At 60.3% G+C, this 16,535-nt stretch carries 16 protein-coding genes; 11 read left to right on the top strand and 5 right to left on the bottom strand.

Annotated elements, in window-relative coordinates; translation table 11 throughout:
- The first annotated feature begins 50 nt into the window (after positions 1-50).
- Complete coding sequence (gene msrB / locus AC1P02_RS01000) at positions 51-437, top strand: peptide-methionine (R)-S-oxide reductase MsrB (protein WP_059113056.1); 387 nt, start codon at positions 51-53, stop codon at positions 435-437.
- 166 nt (positions 438-603) lie between these two features.
- Here the strand turns inward: msrB and AC1P02_RS00995 are convergent, their stop codons facing one another.
- Positions 604-1,854 carry a methyl-accepting chemotaxis protein gene (locus AC1P02_RS00995; RefSeq protein ID WP_034523776.1) on the bottom strand — a complete coding sequence of 417 codons (1,251 nt, stop codon included), beginning with the start codon at positions 1,852-1,854 and terminating at the stop codon, positions 604-606.
- 100 nt (positions 1,855-1,954) lie between these two features.
- Between AC1P02_RS00995 and AC1P02_RS00990 the strand changes: the two genes are divergently transcribed.
- From AC1P02_RS00990 to hemE, 5 genes are all read left to right on the top strand, one after another.
- Positions 1,955-2,707 carry a potassium channel family protein gene (locus AC1P02_RS00990; RefSeq protein WP_021139416.1) on the top strand — a complete coding sequence of 251 codons (753 nt, stop codon included), beginning with the start codon at positions 1,955-1,957 and terminating at the stop codon, positions 2,705-2,707.
- Between the two features lie 152 nt (positions 2,708-2,859).
- Complete coding sequence (locus tag AC1P02_RS00985) at positions 2,860-3,465, top strand: TIGR04211 family SH3 domain-containing protein (RefSeq protein WP_017411655.1); 606 nt, start codon at positions 2,860-2,862, stop codon at positions 3,463-3,465.
- Positions 3,466-3,733: 268 nt separating this feature from the next.
- Positions 3,734-6,898, top strand: a complete 3,165-nt coding sequence (gene putA / locus AC1P02_RS00980; RefSeq protein ID WP_125729636.1) for a bifunctional proline dehydrogenase/L-glutamate gamma-semialdehyde dehydrogenase PutA — start codon at positions 3,734-3,736, stop codon at positions 6,896-6,898.
- Between the two features lie 191 nt (positions 6,899-7,089).
- Positions 7,090-7,869 carry an NAD(+) diphosphatase gene (gene nudC / locus AC1P02_RS00975; protein ID WP_282789713.1) on the top strand — a complete coding sequence of 260 codons (780 nt, stop codon included), beginning with the start codon at positions 7,090-7,092 and terminating at the stop codon, positions 7,867-7,869.
- A 163-nt stretch (positions 7,870-8,032) separates the two neighbouring features.
- Complete coding sequence (gene hemE, locus AC1P02_RS00970; protein ID WP_005313219.1) at positions 8,033-9,100, top strand: uroporphyrinogen decarboxylase; 1,068 nt, start codon at positions 8,033-8,035, stop codon at positions 9,098-9,100.
- Positions 9,101-9,188: 88 nt separating this feature from the next.
- Here hemE and ppa read toward each other — a convergent pair whose 3' ends face one another.
- On the bottom strand, positions 9,189-9,719 hold the full coding sequence (gene ppa, locus AC1P02_RS00965; protein ID WP_005313216.1) for an inorganic diphosphatase: 531 nt from the start codon (positions 9,717-9,719) through the stop codon (positions 9,189-9,191).
- A 234-nt stretch (positions 9,720-9,953) separates the two neighbouring features.
- Here ppa and mpl point away from each other — a divergent pair, with 234 nt between their 5' ends.
- Positions 9,954-11,324 (top strand): UDP-N-acetylmuramate:L-alanyl-gamma-D-glutamyl-meso-diaminopimelate ligase, encoded by a 1,371-nt coding sequence (mpl, locus tag AC1P02_RS00960; RefSeq protein WP_282789714.1) that lies wholly within the window; start codon positions 9,954-9,956, stop codon positions 11,322-11,324.
- 58 nt (positions 11,325-11,382) lie between these two features.
- Positions 11,383-11,994, top strand: coding sequence for a flavin prenyltransferase UbiX (locus AC1P02_RS00955; protein WP_282789715.1), 612 nt, complete (start codon positions 11,383-11,385; stop codon positions 11,992-11,994).
- Between the two features lie 82 nt (positions 11,995-12,076).
- Here AC1P02_RS00955 and AC1P02_RS00950 read toward each other — a convergent pair whose 3' ends face one another.
- The gene (locus AC1P02_RS00950; protein ID WP_011898368.1) at positions 12,077-12,691 is read right to left on the bottom strand and encodes a TetR/AcrR family transcriptional regulator; all 615 of its coding nucleotides are present in this window, start codon (positions 12,689-12,691) and stop codon (positions 12,077-12,079) included.
- Positions 12,692-12,891: 200 nt separating this feature from the next.
- On the opposite strand from AC1P02_RS00950, the gene hpt reads away from it, so the two are divergent.
- The 3 genes from hpt to AC1P02_RS00935 all read left to right on the top strand — a co-directional run bounded on the left by hpt (position 12,892) and on the right by AC1P02_RS00935 (position 15,221).
- Positions 12,892-13,422 (top strand): hypoxanthine phosphoribosyltransferase, encoded by a 531-nt coding sequence (gene hpt, locus AC1P02_RS00945; RefSeq protein ID WP_005313207.1) that lies wholly within the window; start codon positions 12,892-12,894, stop codon positions 13,420-13,422.
- Positions 13,423-13,533: 111 nt separating this feature from the next.
- The gene (locus AC1P02_RS00940) at positions 13,534-14,451 is read left to right on the top strand and encodes an ABC transporter ATP-binding protein (protein WP_005313204.1); all 918 of its coding nucleotides are present in this window, start codon (positions 13,534-13,536) and stop codon (positions 14,449-14,451) included.
- Positions 14,448-15,221: an ABC transporter permease gene (locus tag AC1P02_RS00935; protein ID WP_005313201.1), complete on the top strand. Its 774-nt coding sequence runs from the start codon at positions 14,448-14,450 to the stop codon at positions 15,219-15,221. Before AC1P02_RS00940 ends, AC1P02_RS00935 begins: the two co-directional genes overlap by 4 nt.
- A gap of 50 nt (positions 15,222-15,271) precedes the next feature.
- Here AC1P02_RS00935 and AC1P02_RS00930 read toward each other — a convergent pair whose 3' ends face one another.
- Together AC1P02_RS00930 and panC are read right to left on the bottom strand one after the other, a co-directional pair.
- Positions 15,272-15,625, bottom strand: a complete 354-nt coding sequence (locus AC1P02_RS00930) for a putative quinol monooxygenase (RefSeq protein WP_021139408.1) — start codon at positions 15,623-15,625, stop codon at positions 15,272-15,274.
- A 23-nt stretch (positions 15,626-15,648) separates the two neighbouring features.
- Positions 15,649-16,503 carry a pantoate--beta-alanine ligase gene (gene panC / locus AC1P02_RS00925; protein WP_282789718.1) on the bottom strand — a complete coding sequence of 285 codons (855 nt, stop codon included), beginning with the start codon at positions 16,501-16,503 and terminating at the stop codon, positions 15,649-15,651.
- Positions 16,504-16,535: the final 32 nt, after the last annotated feature.

The raw sequence follows: 16,535 nt of genomic DNA, 5'->3' as shown, positions 1-16,535 counted from the left end.
GCGGCCTGACTGGGTATGCTGGGCGCCGTGATTAATGGCAAGGAGTCGGTATGAGCAACAACAATCCCGAGCAGTGGCGCAACAAGCTGAGTTCGGAACAGTTTCGCGTCTGCTGGGAGAAAGGCACCGAGCAGCCCTACAGCGGTGCCTTGCTCCACAACCGCAAGAGTGGTGACTATCTCTGCGTTTGCTGCAAGAGCGTGCTGTTTCACTCGGATGCCAAGTTTGACTCCGGCTGTGGCTGGCCCTCGTTCGATCGAGCCATCGAAGGCACAGTGACCTACACAGAAGACAGCAGCCACGGCATGAAGCGGGTGGAGATCACCTGCAGCCAGTGCGGCTCCCATCTGGGTCACGTCTTCCCCGACGGACCGACCGAGACAGGCCAGCGTTACTGCGTCAACAGCCTGAGTCTGGATTTCGACCCGGACGCCTGACGGGCTCACCCACTGATATGAAAAACGGCGCCTCTGTTAACAGAGGCGCCGTTTTTTTGTGTCCTTACCACCGCCGCATTGCCGGAGGCCTGCCTGGGCCAGACCTGGGTTTTCCGGCATTCGGTAGCGGGCACCACGAGCCCACAGGTTGGCTCACGTTATGCCATCAGGCCAGTTTGAAGGCCTGAATATGGGTATCCAGGGTCTGGCTGTGATGTTCCACCAGCTCGGAGGCTTCCTGCAGCTCCCGGAGTACCACCACTGAACCTTCCACGACTTGTTTTACCTGCTCCAGATTGCCGCTCATCTCCTCGGCCACCGAGCTCTGTTGCTCGGAGGCGGCAGCGATCTGGCGATTCATGTCCGCCACACCCTGTACCCGCTGCACTATGGTGGCGAGCTGATCGCCGGCCTGGGTCACCTGCTCCACCCCCTTGTCGGCCTGTTGCACGCTCTGGGCCATCAACTCGGCAGCCTGGTGGGCATTGCCCTGCAACTGCTCGATCATCTTCTGGATCTCGACGGTGGCCGCCTGGGCCCGGTTGGCCAGCTCGCGCACCTCGGAGGCGACCACGGCAAAGCCGCGACCCGCTTCGCCGGCACGGGCGGCCTCGATGGCGGCGTTGAGGGCCAACAGGTTGGTCTGCTCCGAAATGCTGCGAATGGTATCCACCACTGAGCCTATCTGCTCGACCCCCTGTTCCACCTGATTGACCACGTTGGAGGAGCGCTGGATGTTGCCGGAGAGGGTATCTATGGTGTTGACGGTCGCCGCCACGCAGCGGCTGCCCTCTTCGGCCAGCAGGCTGGTTTCGGCGGTGGCATGGGAGGCTTGTTCCGCATGGGCGGCCACCTCGCGGATGGCACCCACCATCTGGCTCATGGCGCTGGCCAGTTGTTCTATCTGGGTGAACTCTTCGTTGATGGCCTCGTTGGCCTCTTCCATGCAAAGGGTGACCTGGGAGGCGATGTCATTGAGCTCCTTGCAGGCGACGCGCTGGGTGCCGAACACCTCCTTGAGATTCTCTTGTGAGTGGGCCACGGCCTTGGCGATGTCACCGAACTCATCACGAGACTTGAGCAGCACCTTGTGGCTCAGATCCTTGCGGGCGAAACGCTCAAGCAGGCCCACCAGATAGTGCACCTGCTTGACCATGAGGCGGGAGCCGGTCAGCAACAACACGACGAAGACGATCCCCATCACGGCGGTTTCCATCACGCCGCTCCAGAGCAGGCGATCGGCAATGGCGTTTGCCTTGTCCGCGTCTATGCCCTCACTCAGCAGTGTGGTTTCCAGATTGCTGGCATCGAACCAGAGCTTGGCCAGCAGCAGCACAGTACTGAACACCATGAGCAGTACCACTTTGGGTACCAGCCGGATATTGCTCATTCGCCTCTCCAGCGGGTTTAACTGCATAATTTTTCTCCTTTTAATGACCGGTTTTCCTTTGCCCTCAGGACTATCGGCATTATCTTCCTTTTTATTAATTCGCACCGTGCCTAAAGTAGGAAAATGTATGCGACATCACTCTTCTGGCCTGAGATCCATGGATCTGCTCATGGCCCTGCTCTCCATCGTCTCAGTGGTACTGGTGGGATTCCGCTGGCTGGGGGCTCGCCACTTCACTCCCGAGACGCTCTCCCTCTTTTATGATCTGGACAGTTTGATCTGCTACGTCTTCCTCGCCCATTTCACCTATGGCTGGTTCCGTGCCAGTGACAAGCGAGCCTTCTTCAAGGCGAACTGGTTCTATCTGCCGGGCAGTCTGCCCATGGTGGAGCAGTTGCGCTGGGCCAGGCTGATCCAGCTCTACCGGGTGATCCAGCTGCTGCGCAGCAACCCTGACCTGCTCGCCATAGTGCGCAGGGGGCGAAACGAGAGCCGTCTGGCCGGGATACTGCTGATCTTTTTCCTGCAAATCGGGGTGGGCACGGCACTCATCTACTGGGTCGAGGGAGACAGACCCGGCAGCCAGATCCACAACGCCTATGACGCCTTTTGGTGGACCCTGGTGACGCTCTCTACCATCGGTTACGGTGACATAGTGCCGCAAACCGAGGAGGGGCGTTTCGTCGCCAGCCTGATGATCATCTTCGGGGTTGGTCTGTTCAGCGCCCTGAGCGGCTTCATGGCCAGCCTGTTCCTGCAACACGGGCGGGGTGACAACGAACTGGAAAAGTGGCGCCATCAACAGAGTGCGCAGCAGGATCTGCTGCTTCAGGAGCTGCGTGCCCTGCGCGAAGAGGTGAAGGCACTGAAACAGAAATAGCCTGCGACGTCCGGAATGGTCGCGTGAGTGAGGGACAAGTTGCGAGTCAGCTCTCAGCTCGGGGGGAAGCGCTTTTCTTTGCTTGTCCTTTGACCCGCTGGCGGCTTAACATTCGGCCTGTCACCTAACCAAAAGAAGAGAACCGATCGACCATGCGCGCCCTTCTCGGGATCCTTATCTGCTTGTGTGCCCAACAGGCACTGGCCGACACCCGTTATGTCTCAGACAACATCTTTACCTTCATCCACAATGGTCCGGGTACCCAGTTCCGGATCCTCGGCAGCGTCAAGGCGGGTGAACCGCTGGAAGTAAAGGCGGTGAACAACGAAGCCGGTTTCACCCAGGTGGTGGACGGTCGTGGCCGTGAAGGATGGATCAAGAACGCCGAGCTGCAGGGCGAGATCAGCCTGCGCGAGCGTCTGCCCCAGGTCCAGCAAGAGCTGGAAGATCTCAAGGCTCGCCTGCAGAACCTCAACGGTGACAATGAAAAACGCTTCACCGAGAAGGATGGCAAGATCGCCGAGCAGAGCAAGGAGATCGACAGCCTGAAAGCCCAGCTTGCCAGCCAGAGCGAGGAGATGGGTAACCTCAAGGAGCAGAACGAGGCCCTGACCCGCAGCTATGACAACCAGGAGCACGACATGCAGATGGACTGGTTCATCCGCGGTGGTGCCATGGTGGGTGGCGGCATCCTGCTTGGCATACTGTTGCCCATGTTGCCCCGCCGCCGCAGTCGCGGTGAGCGCTGGATGAACTGACGGTTCCTGTCGGTCGGATGAAGAGGGGTCGCAATAGCGGCCCCTCTTTTTTGCCTCGCATAAAATTGTATACAAAATAAGGCGATAAACTTGTCTGTCTCGCCGTCTCTTGGTCTGAATACAGGATAAATTGGCCAGTCAGCGATTTTTGTTAATAGCAGGCAACAATTTCATTTCATCTATGGGTGGATATTGTATACATTATCGGCGTTTCGGCGGCACGACCGCCTTCGTCGATATAGCCTGCGGGCGTACAGGAAGACCCCCTATGTTCAAAGCTACTCAAGTGCTTGCTGCTGACTACATTCCCTCCGATCTGGCCGCCTTGCGCGAAGCCATCACCCAGAATTACGTGGTGGATGAAAACGCCTATCTGGCGGAGCTTTCCGCCATGTTGCCGGGGGATGGGGCCTCGCTGGAGCAGGTGACCCAGCGCGCCCGCGCCCTGGTCACCAAGGTACGCAAGGAGAGTGGTTCGGGAGATGGCATCGATGCCTTCTTGCAGGAGTACAGCCTGGATACCCAGGAGGGGATCATACTGATGTGCCTGGCAGAGGCCCTGCTGCGCATCCCCGATGCAGAGACCGCCGACGCCCTCATCAAGGACAAGCTCTCCGGCGCCAACTGGTCCTCCCATTTTCGCAAGAGCGACTCCACCCTGGTCAATGCCTCCACCTGGGGCCTGATGCTGACCGGCAAGATCATCAAGCTGGATAAGAAGCTGGACGGCAATCCGGCCAACATGCTGGGGCGCATGGTCAACAAGCTCGGCGAGCCTGTGGTGCGCTCCGCCATGTATGCCGCCATGAAGATAATGGGCAAGCAGTTCGTGCTGGGGCGCGACATGAAAGAGGCCCTCAAGGCGAGCCGCAAGTCCCGCGAGAAGGGTTACACCCACACCTATGACATGTTGGGGGAGTCCGCCCTGACCCTGGCCGATGCGGACAAGTATTTCGGCGACTACCAGCGCGCCATCGAGGCGGTCGGCAATGAGCGCATCAGCGACGGCGGCCCGGCGCCGTCCATCTCCATCAAGCTGTCGGCCCTGCATCCGCGCTATGACGTGGCGAACCGCGAGCGGGTGCTCGGCGAAATGAGCGAGCGGTTGGTGGGTCTGGTGCGCCTGGCCCGCGACAAGGACGTGGCCATCAGCATCGATGCCGAGGAGATGGACCGCCTCGAGCTGTCACTGGATCTCTTCGAGCAGCTCTACCGTTCTGACGCCAACCGTGGCTGGGGCAAGCTCGGCATGGTAGTGCAGGCTTATTCCAAGCGCGCTCTGCCGGTGCTCTGCTGGCTGACGGCGCTGGCCCGGGAGCAGGGGGACCTGATCCCGGTGCGGCTGGTGAAGGGCGCCTACTGGGACAGCGAGCTGAAATATGCCCAGCAGGCTGGCCTGCCCGGCTACCCGCTCTTTACCCGCAAGGCGGGTACCGACATCTCCTATCTGGCCTGCGCCCGCTACCTGCTGAGCGAGCCGACCCGTGGTTTCATCTCTCCCCAGTTTGCGACCCACAACGCCAATACCGTGGTCTGCATTCTGGAGATGGCCGGTGATCGCCAGTTTGAGTTCCAGCGCCTGCACGGCATGGGGGAGGAGTTGCACAATGCCGTGCTGAACGACCATCCCGGCCTGCACTGCCGCATCTATGCCCCGGTCGGTGCCCACAAGGATCTGCTGCCCTATCTGGTACGTCGCCTGCTGGAAAACGGGGCCAACACCTCCTTCGTTCACAAGCTGGTGGACCCGAACACCCCGGTGGATTCACTGGCCGAACACCCGCTGCGCACCCTCAAGCGCTACACCAGTCTGGCCAACGATCGCATTCCACAGCCGGTGAATCTGTTCAGCGACCGCAAGAACTCCAGCGGCGTCAACATGAATATCGTCTCCATCCAGCGTCCCTTCTTCGCCCGTTTGAAAGAGCTGGAGAGCAAGCAGTGGCTGGCGGGTCCCATCGTTGATGGCGAAACCCTCAAGCGCAGCGAAGCCCGTACCGTGCTGAGTCCGCAGGATGTGAGCCAGCTGGTGGGCAAGATCCACTGGGCCGACGCACAGGCGGTAGAGCAGGCGCTGGCCTCGGCTCATGCCGCCTTCCCGCGCTGGCGCGAGACGCCGGTAAGCGTGCGTGCCGCTGCGCTGGAGAAGCTGGCAGATCTGCTGGAAGCCAACCGCGAGCAGTTCATCTCGCTCTGTACTCGCGAGGCGGGCAAGCTGCTGCAGGATGGGATCGACGAGGTGCGCGAGGCGGTGGACTTCTGCCGTTACTACGCGCTGCAGGCCCGTGGTTTGATGGGACAGGCGACCCTGCTGCCCGGCTACACCGGCGAGCAGAACGAGCTGTTCCTGCAGGGCCGGGGGGTCTTCGTCTGCATCAGCCCGTGGAACTTCCCGCTGGCCATTTTCCTCGGGCAAGTCGCAGCGGCGCTGGCCACCGGCAATACCGTCATCGCCAAACCGGCGGAGCAGACCGGCCTCATCGCCCATCTGGCGGTGACCCTGGCTCATCAGGCGGGCATCCCGGGCGATGTGCTGCAACTGCTGCCGGGCGATGGCGCCACTGTGGGGGCCAGGCTGACGGCGGATGCCCGCATTGGTGGCGTCTGTTTCACCGGCTCCACCGAGACCGCCAAGCTCATCAACCTGACGCTGGCCCAGCGTGATGGCGCCATACTGCCGCTCATCGCCGAGACAGGCGGCCAGAACGCCATGATAGTCGACTCCACCGCTCTGCCGGAGCAGGTGGTCCGCGACGTGGTGAGCGCCGCCTTCCAGAGTGCCGGTCAGCGTTGCTCAGCCTTGCGGGTACTCTACCTGCAGGAGGAGATAGCGCCGCGGGTGCTGGAGATCCTGACCGGCGCCCTGCAGGAGCTGAAAGTGGGCAATCCGGCCGAGCACAACACGGATGTGGGGCCCGTCATCGACGCCGAGGCCAAGGCCGGGCTGGATGCGCACCTGGCGCACATGATCCCGCGCTCACGTCTGATCGCTCAAGCCCCCATGCCATCCGCGACGCTGGCGGGTCACTTCGTGCAACCGACGGCGCTGGAGATTGGTTCCATCCGTGAGCTGGTGAAGGAGCAGTTCGGTCCCATTCTCCATGTGGTGCGCTACGCCGCCCGTGAGCTGGACAAGGTGATTGCGGATATCAACGGCACCGGCTACGGCCTGACGCTGGGGATCCACAGCCGCAACGAATCCCACGCCGAGGAGCTGGCCAGCCGCATCAACGTGGGCAACGTCTACATCAACCGCAACCAGATCGGCGCCATGGTCGGGGTACAGCCGTTCGGTGGTCAGGGCCTCTCCGGCACAGGCCCCAAGGCGGGCGGTCCCCACTACCTCGGCCGCTTCGTCACCGAGAAGACCCGCACCATCAACACCACTGCGGTGGGCGGCAATGCCTCCCTGCTGGCGATGGGCGATGCCTGATTGGCGTTGAGGTCTTTACATCAAGGCTGCCTGCGGGCAGCCTTTTTCTTGACCGTGGAGTGGGGGGGATCCGCCATCTTGGGGTCGCCAAGGTGCCTGCCCGGCCGTAATATGGTCGCCACTTGTCCGTGCCTTGCACACTGTTTTCGACAAGGGATTTCAACCTGATTTTCAACGAGAGTCTGCATTTGATGCCATTAACCGAACAGGCCCGCTGGTTCGTGCTGGGGGGCGATCACCTCGTCCTGCTGGATGAACAGGGCCATATTCCGCAAGGCCCCCGAGCCTGTTTACCTGCCCATTTTCACCCGGCGTCATTCGAGCGTTTCGATGAGTGGGATGGCCTGCCCTGCTATTTGCTGGACCTGGGGGCAGATGCCGATGCCAGCCATTTCACCCCCTTGCGCCAGCTGATGATAGCGGGGGATGAAGAGGGATTTCGTCTCGCGGGTCGCGCCTGGCAGCTGGTGACCTTTCGGCGCAGCCACCGCTTCTGCGGCGAGTGCGGTGCCCCCATGGCCCCCAAGGCGGGTGAGTGGGCCCAGGTGTGCCAGCTTGGCCACACCGTCTATCCGCGCATCTCCCCCTGCATCATAGTGGCGGTGCGCAAGGGGCCCGAGATCCTGCTGGCGGCCCATCGCCGTCACTATCAGGTGGAGGACCCCATGTATACGGTGCTGGCAGGCTTCGTGGAAGCGGGGGAGAACCTGGAGCAGTGCGTGGCGCGGGAGGTGTTCGAGGAGAGCGGTATCCGGGTGCGCAACGTGCGCTATGTGGCCAGCCAGCCCTGGCCCTTCCCCCATAGCCTGATGATGGGGTTTACCGCCGACTACGATAGCGGCGAGATCCGGGTACAGGACGATGAACTGGTGGCAGCGGATTTCTTCACCGCTGACCGGCTGCCACGGTTGCCGCCCCATGGCACCATAGCGCGGCGTTTGATTGAGCAGAGCCTGGCCGAAGAGGGTTGAGGCCGGTCTGACCTTGTCATCAGGGTAAAAACGGGGCGCTTGTTTGCGCCCCTTCACATCTTTGCGCTTGCAGCGGCCTGGCCGCATCTTTGGGCCGTCCCCCGCCGCGTACAAAGTGGTATCATATCCGCCATTTTATGCATGACATGACTCAGGAACTGGGATGAAAGAGCTGAAGAACGATCGATACCTGCGTGCCCTGCTGCGCCAGGACGTGGACATGACACCAGTATGGATGATGCGCCAGGCTGGCCGTTATCTGCCGGAATACAAGGCGACCCGCGCCGTCGCGGGGGACTTCATGTCCCTGTGCCGCAACGCCGAGCTGGCTTGTGAAGTCACCTTGCAGCCCCTGCGCCGTTATCCGCTCGATGCCGCCATCCTCTTCTCCGACATCCTGACCGTGCCCGACGCCATGGGGCTGGGTCTCTATTTCGAACAGGGTGAAGGCCCGCGCTTCGAGCGACCCATCAAATCCATGGCTGACGTGCAGGCGCTGCCCATTCCGGATCCGGAAGACGAGCTCGGCTACGTGATGAACGCGGTGCGCACCATACGCCGCGAGCTGAAGGGCGAAGTGCCGCTCATCGGCTTCTCCGGCAGTCCCTGGACCCTGGCCACCTACATGGTGGAGGGGGGCAGCTCCAAGGCCTTCACCAAGATCAAGCAGATGATGTATGCAGAGCCGCAGACACTGCACCTGCTGCTGGACAAGCTGGCCGACAGCGTGATCGGGTATCTCAATGCCCAGATCAAGGCCGGTGCCCAGTCTGTCATGGTGTTCGACACCTGGGGCGGCGTGCTGACCCCGCGGGATTACCGCGACTTCTCCCTGCAATACATGCACAAGATCGTCGACGGTCTGATCCGCGAAAACGAAGGTCGCCGCGTACCGGTGACCCTGTTCACCAAGAACGGCGGCCAGTGGCTGGAGCAGATCGCTGCCACCGGTTGCGATGCCCTGGGGCTGGACTGGACCATAGACATAGCGGACGCCAAGCGCCGGGTCGGTGACAAGGTGGCGCTGCAGGGCAACATGGATCCTTCCATGCTCTATGCGGCACCTGCGCGTATCCGTGAAGAGGTTGCGACCATACTGGCGGGCTTTGGCAGCGGCAACGGCCACGTCTTCAACCTGGGGCACGGTATCCATCAGGATGTGGATCCGGAACACGCGGGCGTGTTCGTCAACGCGGTGCACGAGCTTTCTGCTCAATACCACGGCCGTTGAGGCGGGCAAAAGCCCTAAAAAATTAAGGCGCCAATGGCGCCTTAATTTTTGGTATTGGCCCACGGGGGCCTTTTAACGAGAGAGACGCTTACTTGGCAGCGTAACGCTCGGCAGAGGTAACGATCTCGGCTTCGGCAGCGGCCTTGTCGCCCCAACCTTCAACCTTGACCCACTTGCCTGCTTCCAGCTCTTTGTAACGCTCGAAGAAGTGCTGGATCTGGGCTTTCAGCAGCTCGGGCAGATCGTTCACATCCTTGATGTGGTCGTACTGCTTGGTCAGCTTGGAGTGCGGAACGGCCACGATCTTGGCATCTTCGCCAGATTCGTCGGTCATCTTCAGCACGCCAACCGGACGGCAACGAATGACGGAGCCAGCCAGCAGCGGGTAAGGAGTCGGCACCAGCACGTCGACGGGGTCCCCATCCAGAGACAGGGTGGCGTTCACGTAACCGTAGTTGCACGGGTAGAACATAGGGGTAGACATGAAGCGATCAACAAAGATGGCACCGCTGTCCTTGTCGACTTCGTATTTGATCGGATCGGCATTCTGCGGGATTTCGATGATGACATAGATGTCGTCGGGCAGGCTCTTGCCAGCCGGTACCAGGTTCAGGCTCATGACGTTTCCTTCAGTGTTGGAGTCAAGTTTGCAGGCCGATATTATAGCGATGTCGCGTCAAATGACCATATTTCGAGGGCACTGTGACAGAGTTGGCTGATGTCGCGCAGCCTGGGTCTGCCAAATTGCTGCCACCTTCTCCGGGGTTGGTGATTTCTCGTCGCGACCGCGGCTTGTGCCGCAACCTCAACAACCCCTAGAATGCGCACTCCCTTTACTGGAAAAGGCAGCGGTATGCATATTCACATTCTCGGGATCTGCGGCACCTTCATGGGTGGCTTGGCGGTGTTGGCAAAACAGCTTGGCTATCGGGTGACCGGCTCGGATGCCAACGTCTATCCCCCCATGAGTACCCAGCTCGAGCAACAGGGCATAGAGTTGACCGAGGGTTATGATCCCTCCCAGCTCGATCCGGCACCGGATCTGGTGGTGATCGGCAACGCCATGAGTCGTGGCAATCCCTGTGTGGAGTATGTGCTGGATCGCAATCTGCCCTACATCTCCGGTCCTCAGTGGCTGCTGGAGCATGTGCTGCAGGATCGCTGGGTGCTCGCCGTGGCGGGCACCCATGGCAAGACCACCACCGCCAGCATGCTGGCCTGGGTGCTGGAATACGCCAAGCTGGAGCCGGGGTTCCTTATCGGTGGCGTGCCGGGCAACTTCCCGGTATCAGCCCGCCTGGGCTCTGCGCCCTTCTTCGTCATCGAAGCGGACGAGTATGACTGCGCCTTCTTCGACAAGCGCTCCAAGTTTGTTCACTACCATCCGCGCACCCTGGTGATGAACAACCTGGAGTTCGATCACGCGGACATCTTCCCGGATCTCGCCGCCATCCAGCGCCAGTTCCACCACCTGATGCGCACAGTGCCGAGCAATGGCCGGGTGCTGTTCCCGCAGGCCGATGACAACCTCACTGCGGTGCGCAAGATGGGCTGCTGGAGCGAAATCGAGCTGGTGGGTCAGGACGACGCCAAGTGGAAGGCGGTCAAGCTGACCGACGACGGCTCCGCCTTCGAGGTGTGGCTGGATGGGAGCAAGCAGGGCGAGGTGCACTGGGAGTGTATCGGCGAGCACAACGTCAACAACGGTCTGATGGCCATCGCCGCCGCCCGTCACGCCGGTGTCATGGTGGAACACGGGATCAAAGCCCTCTGCCAGTTCAAATCCCCCAAGCGGCGGATGGAGCTCAAGGGCGAGGTGGCGGGCATCAGCGTCTATGACGATTTTGCCCACCACCCCACCGCCATCGAGACCACCCTCGGCGGCCTGCGCGCCAAGGTGGGCAAGGCCCGCATCCTGGCGGTGCTGGAGCCTCGCTCCAATACCATGAAGCTGGGTGTCCACAAGGAGGAGTTGGCAGCCTGCTTCGACGGCGCTGACGAGGTGTTCTTCTTCCAGCCACCCAACATAGGTTGGGATCTCGGGGAGGTGACAGCTCACATGAGCCGTCCGGCCAAGGTGTTCAACGAGCTGGAGACCCTGATCAACCGTCTGGTGGCCGAGTGCCGCGACGGCGATCATATTCTGATCATGAGCAACGGCGGTTTCGGCGGCATTCATGACAAGCTGATCGCCCGTCTCAAGGATTACCACGGCGAACTATGACGTCGTTGCGGATCCCTTGCGGTTGTTTGTTCCCATGCCAGAAGAGCCAAGGACCATCATGCTGAAACAAGTCACCCTGGCGCTGACCGGCGCCTCCGGCGCTCCTTATGCCCTGCGCCTGCTCCAGTGTCTGGTGCAGGCGGACTATCGGGTTTATCTGCTGGCCTCATCGGCGGCCAGAGTCGTGCTCAAGACAGAGCAGCAGCAGGATTGGCCGGGCTCCCCCAGGGAGCTATCCGCCTACCTCTGTCGCCAGTACGGCGCCAAAGAGGGTCAGATAGTGGCCTGCGGCAAGGAGGAGTGGTTCTCGCCGGTGGCCTCAGGGTCGGCGGCGCCGAAACAGATGGTGGTCTGTCCCTGCTCCATGGGTACAGTGTCGGCCATTGCCAACGGTGCTTCCGACAACCTGCTGGAGCGGGCGGCGGATGTGGTGATCAAGGAGCGTGGCCAGCTGCTCCTGGTGCCCCGCGAGAGCCCCTTCTCCGCCATCCATCTGGAGAACATGCTCAAACTGGCGCGGCTCGGGGTGACCATAATGCCCGCCGCCCCCGGTTTTTATCATGAGCCCAAAAGCATCGAGGATCTGGTGGACTTCATGGTGGCGCGGATCCTGGATCACCTCGGGATCGAGCATGGCCTGACAGAGCGTTGGGGTTACGCCAAATCTTGAGGCGAGATGTGAACGAATAGCAGACAAACAAAAGCGGCGCCGACCTGAACAGTCCGGCGCCGCTTTTTATTCACGAGGCGGGTTATGCAGCCTGGATGGGGGCCGTCACGTACTTGAACAGAAAATCGGTCACATCTTCCCGTGAGGGGCGTTGTGGCTGATTGATCATCTGCATCATGACGTAACCAAAGCCGGTCAGGGAGCGAGCCAGGTCCTGGGCGGACAGCACACTCTGGATCTCACCGGCATCCATGGCTTGTTGCAAGTGGGGCGCTATGCGTTCCAGCGCCTTGTCCAGCAACTTGGCGTAACGGGGCCAGACCTCTTCCCGCACCGATGAGCTCCACTCCAGCCAGATACTGGCGTGGTCGGGCTGATCGTAAGCGGCGTCAACAAACAGCTTCACGTGACGGTGAATGCTCTCTTTGACCGGGCCCTGGCCGGTATAGGCCTGTTCCAGCATCTGGTGAACGAAACGTTCGATCTCGGCCAACACCTCATCCACCAGCTCTTCGCGGGTGTTGAAATAGTTGAACACGGTAGCTACCGAGACTTTGGCCTGTTCTGCAATTTCGGCGTGACCCGCACGGCCAATGCCGCGACGGGAAAACACTTCGATGGCACATTCCATCAATTGATTGCGCCGAGCTTCCGGAGAAAGCCGGGTTCGACGTCTAATTTCTGCGCGTGGTTCCATAGTTTTTTCATCTAATAGTTATTGATTATGGTGTTTATAGTATTGTCACCGATAATGCCCGAGGGCCTGCTAACTCTATCAATTAAAATAAGCCGATAAAAGCATCACGTATGCCTGACGCCTCTCGGCTTGGATGGTAGAATCCTCGGTTTTGACGTTAATGAACGGCCAAATCCCCTTTGGCCATGAGGGAGTAAGTGATGAAACACACTGTCGAGGTGATGATCTCCGAGGCCGATGTTGCCGCCCGGATCGCCAAATTGGGTGAAGAGATCACCGCCCGTTATCAGGGTTCTGACGAAGTGGTCATGATTGGCCTGCTGCGTGGCTCCTGCGTCTTCCTGGCCGACTTGTGCCGCCAGACCCCGCTGCCCATTACCCTGGATTTTATGACTGCTTCCAGCTACGGCTCCGGCATGCGCAGCACCCGTGACGTTCGTATCCTGAAAGACCTGGATGATGACATCAAGGGCAAGGATGTGGTGATCGTCGAGGACATCATCGACACCGGTTATACCCTCAACAAAGTGCGTGAAATCCTGTCACTGCGTGAGCCGAAATCCCTGGCCATTTGCACCCTGCTGGACAAACCGTCCCGCCGCGAGGTGCAGGTGCCGGTGGACTGGATCGGTTTCTCCATTCCGGACGAATTCGTGGTGGGCTGTGGCATTGACTACGCCCAGAAGTACCGCAATCTGCCGTTTATCGGCAAAGTAGTTCCGCAAGAGTAAGCAAGGTCCAGGAAGATCACGGGCGAGGTGGTCTAGCGCCATCTTCTGTCTGCAGGCGGCCTTGGCCGCCTTTTCTGTATCGAGATGGGATCCGCCATCACAGAGGTTGCAATGAACGCATTGGAAATCAGCGGCCTGAAAAAGACCTATCAGGGGGGCGTCGAAGCCCTTAAAGGCATAGATCTCACCGTCAAGCAGGGGGATTTCTTCGCCCTGCTCGGCCCGAACGGCGCGGGCAAGTCCACCACAATAGGTGTCATCAGTTCGCTGGTGAACAAGAGCGCCGGCAAGGTGAAGGTGTTTGGCTACGACATCGACAGCGATCTCGAACAGGCCAAGGCCCAGCTCGGCCTGGTACCGCAGGAGTTCAACTTCAGCCAGTTCGAGAAGGTGAGTCAGATAGTCACCCATCAGGCCGGTTTCTACGGCGTGCCCAGGGCGGAAGCCAAGATCCGCGCCGAGAAGTACCTGCGCCAGCTCGACTTGTGGGACAAACGCGACATGCCGGCCCGCACTCTCTCCGGTGGCATGAAGCGCCGGTTGATGATAGCCCGTGCCCTGATGCATGAGCCCAGACTGCTGATCCTGGATGAACCGACCGCCGGGGTGGATATCGAGATCCGCCGCTCCATGTGGACCTTCCTCAAAGAGCTCAACGAACAGGGCGTCACCATCATTCTCACCACCCACTATCTGGAAGAGGCCGAGATGTTGTGCCGCAACATCGGCATCATCGACAAGGGTCGGCTGATCGAGAACACCAGCATGAAAAACCTGCTGGGCAAGCTGGGCCGCGAGACCTTCATGCTGGATCTGGCACCGGGCTCCGCCGTGCCAAACGTGCCCGAGTTCAACGGCCGCATGCAGGATGAACGCACCCTGGAAGTGGATCTGGAAAAGAGCCAGTCCCTCAACAGCCTGTTCGAGCAGTTGTCTAGCCAGCAAGTGCAGGTGCTGAGTATGCGCAACAAGGCCAACCGACTGGAAGAGTTGTTCGTCAACCTGGTCGAGGAGGGGAGAAAAGCATGAATCTGACCACCTACTACATCGCCTTCAAGAGCATTCTGGCCAAGGAGATAAGCCGCTTCACCCGGATCTGGATCCAGACTCTGGTGCCGCCCGCCATCACAATGAGCCTTTACTTTGTCATCTTCGGCAACCTCATCGGCTCGCGCATCGGTGACATGGGGGGATTCAGTTACATGGAGTTCATCGTGCCCGGTCTCATCATGATGTCGGTGATCACCAACTCTTACTCCAACGTCGCCTCCTCCTTCTTCAGCGCCAAGTTCCAGCGCAACGTGGAAGAGTTGCTGGTAGCCCCTGTGCCCAACTACATCATCATCGCCGGTTACGTGGGTGGTGGCGTGGCGCGGGGTATCTGTGTCGGTCTCATCGTCACTCTGGTGTCGCTGTTCTTCGTGCCGTTGCAGATCCATCACCTGTTCAGCGTCTGCTTCACCGTGCTGCTCACCTCGATCCTGTTCTCCCTGGGCGGCCTCATCAATGCGATATTTGCCAAGACTTTTGACGACATCAGCATCATCCCCACTTTCGTGCTGACGCCACTTACCTATCTGGGCGGGGTGTTTTACTCCATCAGCCTGCTGCCGCCCTTCTGGCAGGGGGTCTCCCAGGTGAACCCTATCATCTACATGGTGAACGCCTTCCGTTACGGCTTCCTCGGTATCTCCGATGTGCCGCTCGGCACCGCCTACCTCATCATCATCGGCTTCATAGTCGCGCTCTACGGGTTGGCCTGGTGGCTTATTTCCCGGGGGACCGGATTGCGGCACTGAGTTGCAACCATGAAAAAGGCGCCTGTTGGCGCCTTTTTACTGCATGAGGGTTAGCCCCGGAGGAGGGGCGCATCATATTGCGCCGGTTCGTCGCTGTAGACGCAGACGTTCCACTTGGCAGCCAGGCCATCCTCGGCCAGGCAGTAACGCTCGAAGAAGGATTTGATCTCGGCGCGCTGGCAGTGGGCCTCGAAGCTGGCCATGTCACGCCAGATCTCGTTGAAGACGATGGGGAAGCTCTCCCCTTCGGCAAAGGGGCTGGGAATATGGCGGGTGACAATGTACTGCTGGCAGCCATCTTCGCGCAGCGTGTTTGGCTCGAGTGCCTGCAACACCTGAAACAGAGCCTGCTCCTGGCCGGGCTTGGGCAGGAACTGGGCGATGCAATAAACCTTCTTGGACATGTAGTTCTCCTGATAGGGGTTGCTCAGGCGCTGAGCGTTACCACGCGGTTGTCGATGAGACGGGCCTTGCCCAGGTAAGCCGCCATCAGGATCACCAGATGCCGGCTCTTGTCGGTGGCCGACTCCAGGGTAGCAGCATCGACGATGTCGATGGCGTCGGTGCGAAAACCGGCGTTGTCGAGGCGCTGGCTGGCCTGGGCCACCAGGGAGGGCAGGTGGTGATCGCCTCCTTCAATCTGCTCGGCAATCCAGTTCATGGTACGCGCCAGCTCGGGGGCCAGCGCCCGCTCGGCCGTCGTCAGATAGCCGTTGCGTGACGAGAGCGCCAGACCGTCTTCGGCACGCACCGTGGGCACGCCGACGATCTCGATGGGCATGGCCATGTCGGACACCATCTTGCGAATGAGCGCCAGCTGCTGGTAATCCTTCTGGCCGAAACAGGCGACATCCGGTTGTACCAGGTTGAACAGCTTGGTCACTACGGTACTGACGCCACGAAAATGGCCCGGGCGCAGCGCCCCTTCCAGCAAGCCGGAGAGACCCGGCACTTCGACGAAGGTCTGGCTGGCCAGTCCCTGCGGATACATGATCTCCGGCGTCGGGGTGAACACCATGTCGACGCCGGCAGCTTCCAGCGCAGCGCAATCCTGCTCCAGGGTGCGCGGATAGTTGGCGAGATCTTCGGCTTTGTCGAACTGCATCGGGTTGACGAAGATGCTGACCACCACCTTCTCGGCGTGGCTGTGCGCCTGCTCAACCAGAGTGAGATGGCCCTGATGCAGATTGCCCATGGTGGGCACGAATGCGATGGAGCGCCCTTCACGGCGCCAAAGGCTAATCTGTTCACGTAAAACGAGAGGATTGTTAACGACCAACATCAGCAGTGCACCTTCGGATTAATCAAAGAGAT

It is taken from the genome of Aeromonas sp. TS_SC_11 (assembly GCF_057318915.1).
Note: the sequence above shows the minus strand (reverse complement) of the source record. Positions and strands in the feature narration are given on the sequence as shown.

Excerpts from the sequence above, each read along its gene's own strand:
- msrB (WP_059113056.1), top strand. The coding sequence starts at position 51 with ATGAGCAACAACAATCCCGAGCAGTGGCGCAACAAGCTGAGTTCGGAA.
- AC1P02_RS00995 (WP_034523776.1), bottom strand. The coding sequence starts at position 1,854 with ATGCAGTTAAACCCGCTGGAGAGGCGAATGAGCAATATCCGGCTGGTA.
- AC1P02_RS00990 (WP_021139416.1), top strand. The coding sequence starts at position 1,955 with ATGCGACATCACTCTTCTGGCCTGAGATCCATGGATCTGCTCATGGCC.
- AC1P02_RS00985 (WP_017411655.1), top strand. The coding sequence starts at position 2,860 with ATGCGCGCCCTTCTCGGGATCCTTATCTGCTTGTGTGCCCAACAGGCA.
- putA (WP_125729636.1), top strand. The coding sequence starts at position 3,734 with ATGTTCAAAGCTACTCAAGTGCTTGCTGCTGACTACATTCCCTCCGAT.
- nudC (WP_282789713.1), top strand. The coding sequence starts at position 7,090 with ATGCCATTAACCGAACAGGCCCGCTGGTTCGTGCTGGGGGGCGATCAC.
- hemE (WP_005313219.1), top strand. The coding sequence starts at position 8,033 with ATGAAAGAGCTGAAGAACGATCGATACCTGCGTGCCCTGCTGCGCCAG.
- ppa (WP_005313216.1), bottom strand. The coding sequence starts at position 9,719 with ATGAGCCTGAACCTGGTACCGGCTGGCAAGAGCCTGCCCGACGACATC.
- mpl (WP_282789714.1), top strand. The coding sequence starts at position 9,954 with ATGCATATTCACATTCTCGGGATCTGCGGCACCTTCATGGGTGGCTTG.
- AC1P02_RS00955 (WP_282789715.1), top strand. The coding sequence starts at position 11,383 with ATGCTGAAACAAGTCACCCTGGCGCTGACCGGCGCCTCCGGCGCTCCT.
- AC1P02_RS00950 (WP_011898368.1), bottom strand. The coding sequence starts at position 12,691 with ATGGAACCACGCGCAGAAATTAGACGTCGAACCCGGCTTTCTCCGGAA.
- hpt (WP_005313207.1), top strand. The coding sequence starts at position 12,892 with ATGAAACACACTGTCGAGGTGATGATCTCCGAGGCCGATGTTGCCGCC.
- AC1P02_RS00940 (WP_005313204.1), top strand. The coding sequence starts at position 13,534 with ATGAACGCATTGGAAATCAGCGGCCTGAAAAAGACCTATCAGGGGGGC.
- AC1P02_RS00935 (WP_005313201.1), top strand. The coding sequence starts at position 14,448 with ATGAATCTGACCACCTACTACATCGCCTTCAAGAGCATTCTGGCCAAG.
- AC1P02_RS00930 (WP_021139408.1), bottom strand. The coding sequence starts at position 15,625 with ATGTCCAAGAAGGTTTATTGCATCGCCCAGTTCCTGCCCAAGCCCGGC.
- panC (WP_282789718.1), bottom strand. The coding sequence starts at position 16,503 with ATGTTGGTCGTTAACAATCCTCTCGTTTTACGTGAACAGATTAGCCTT.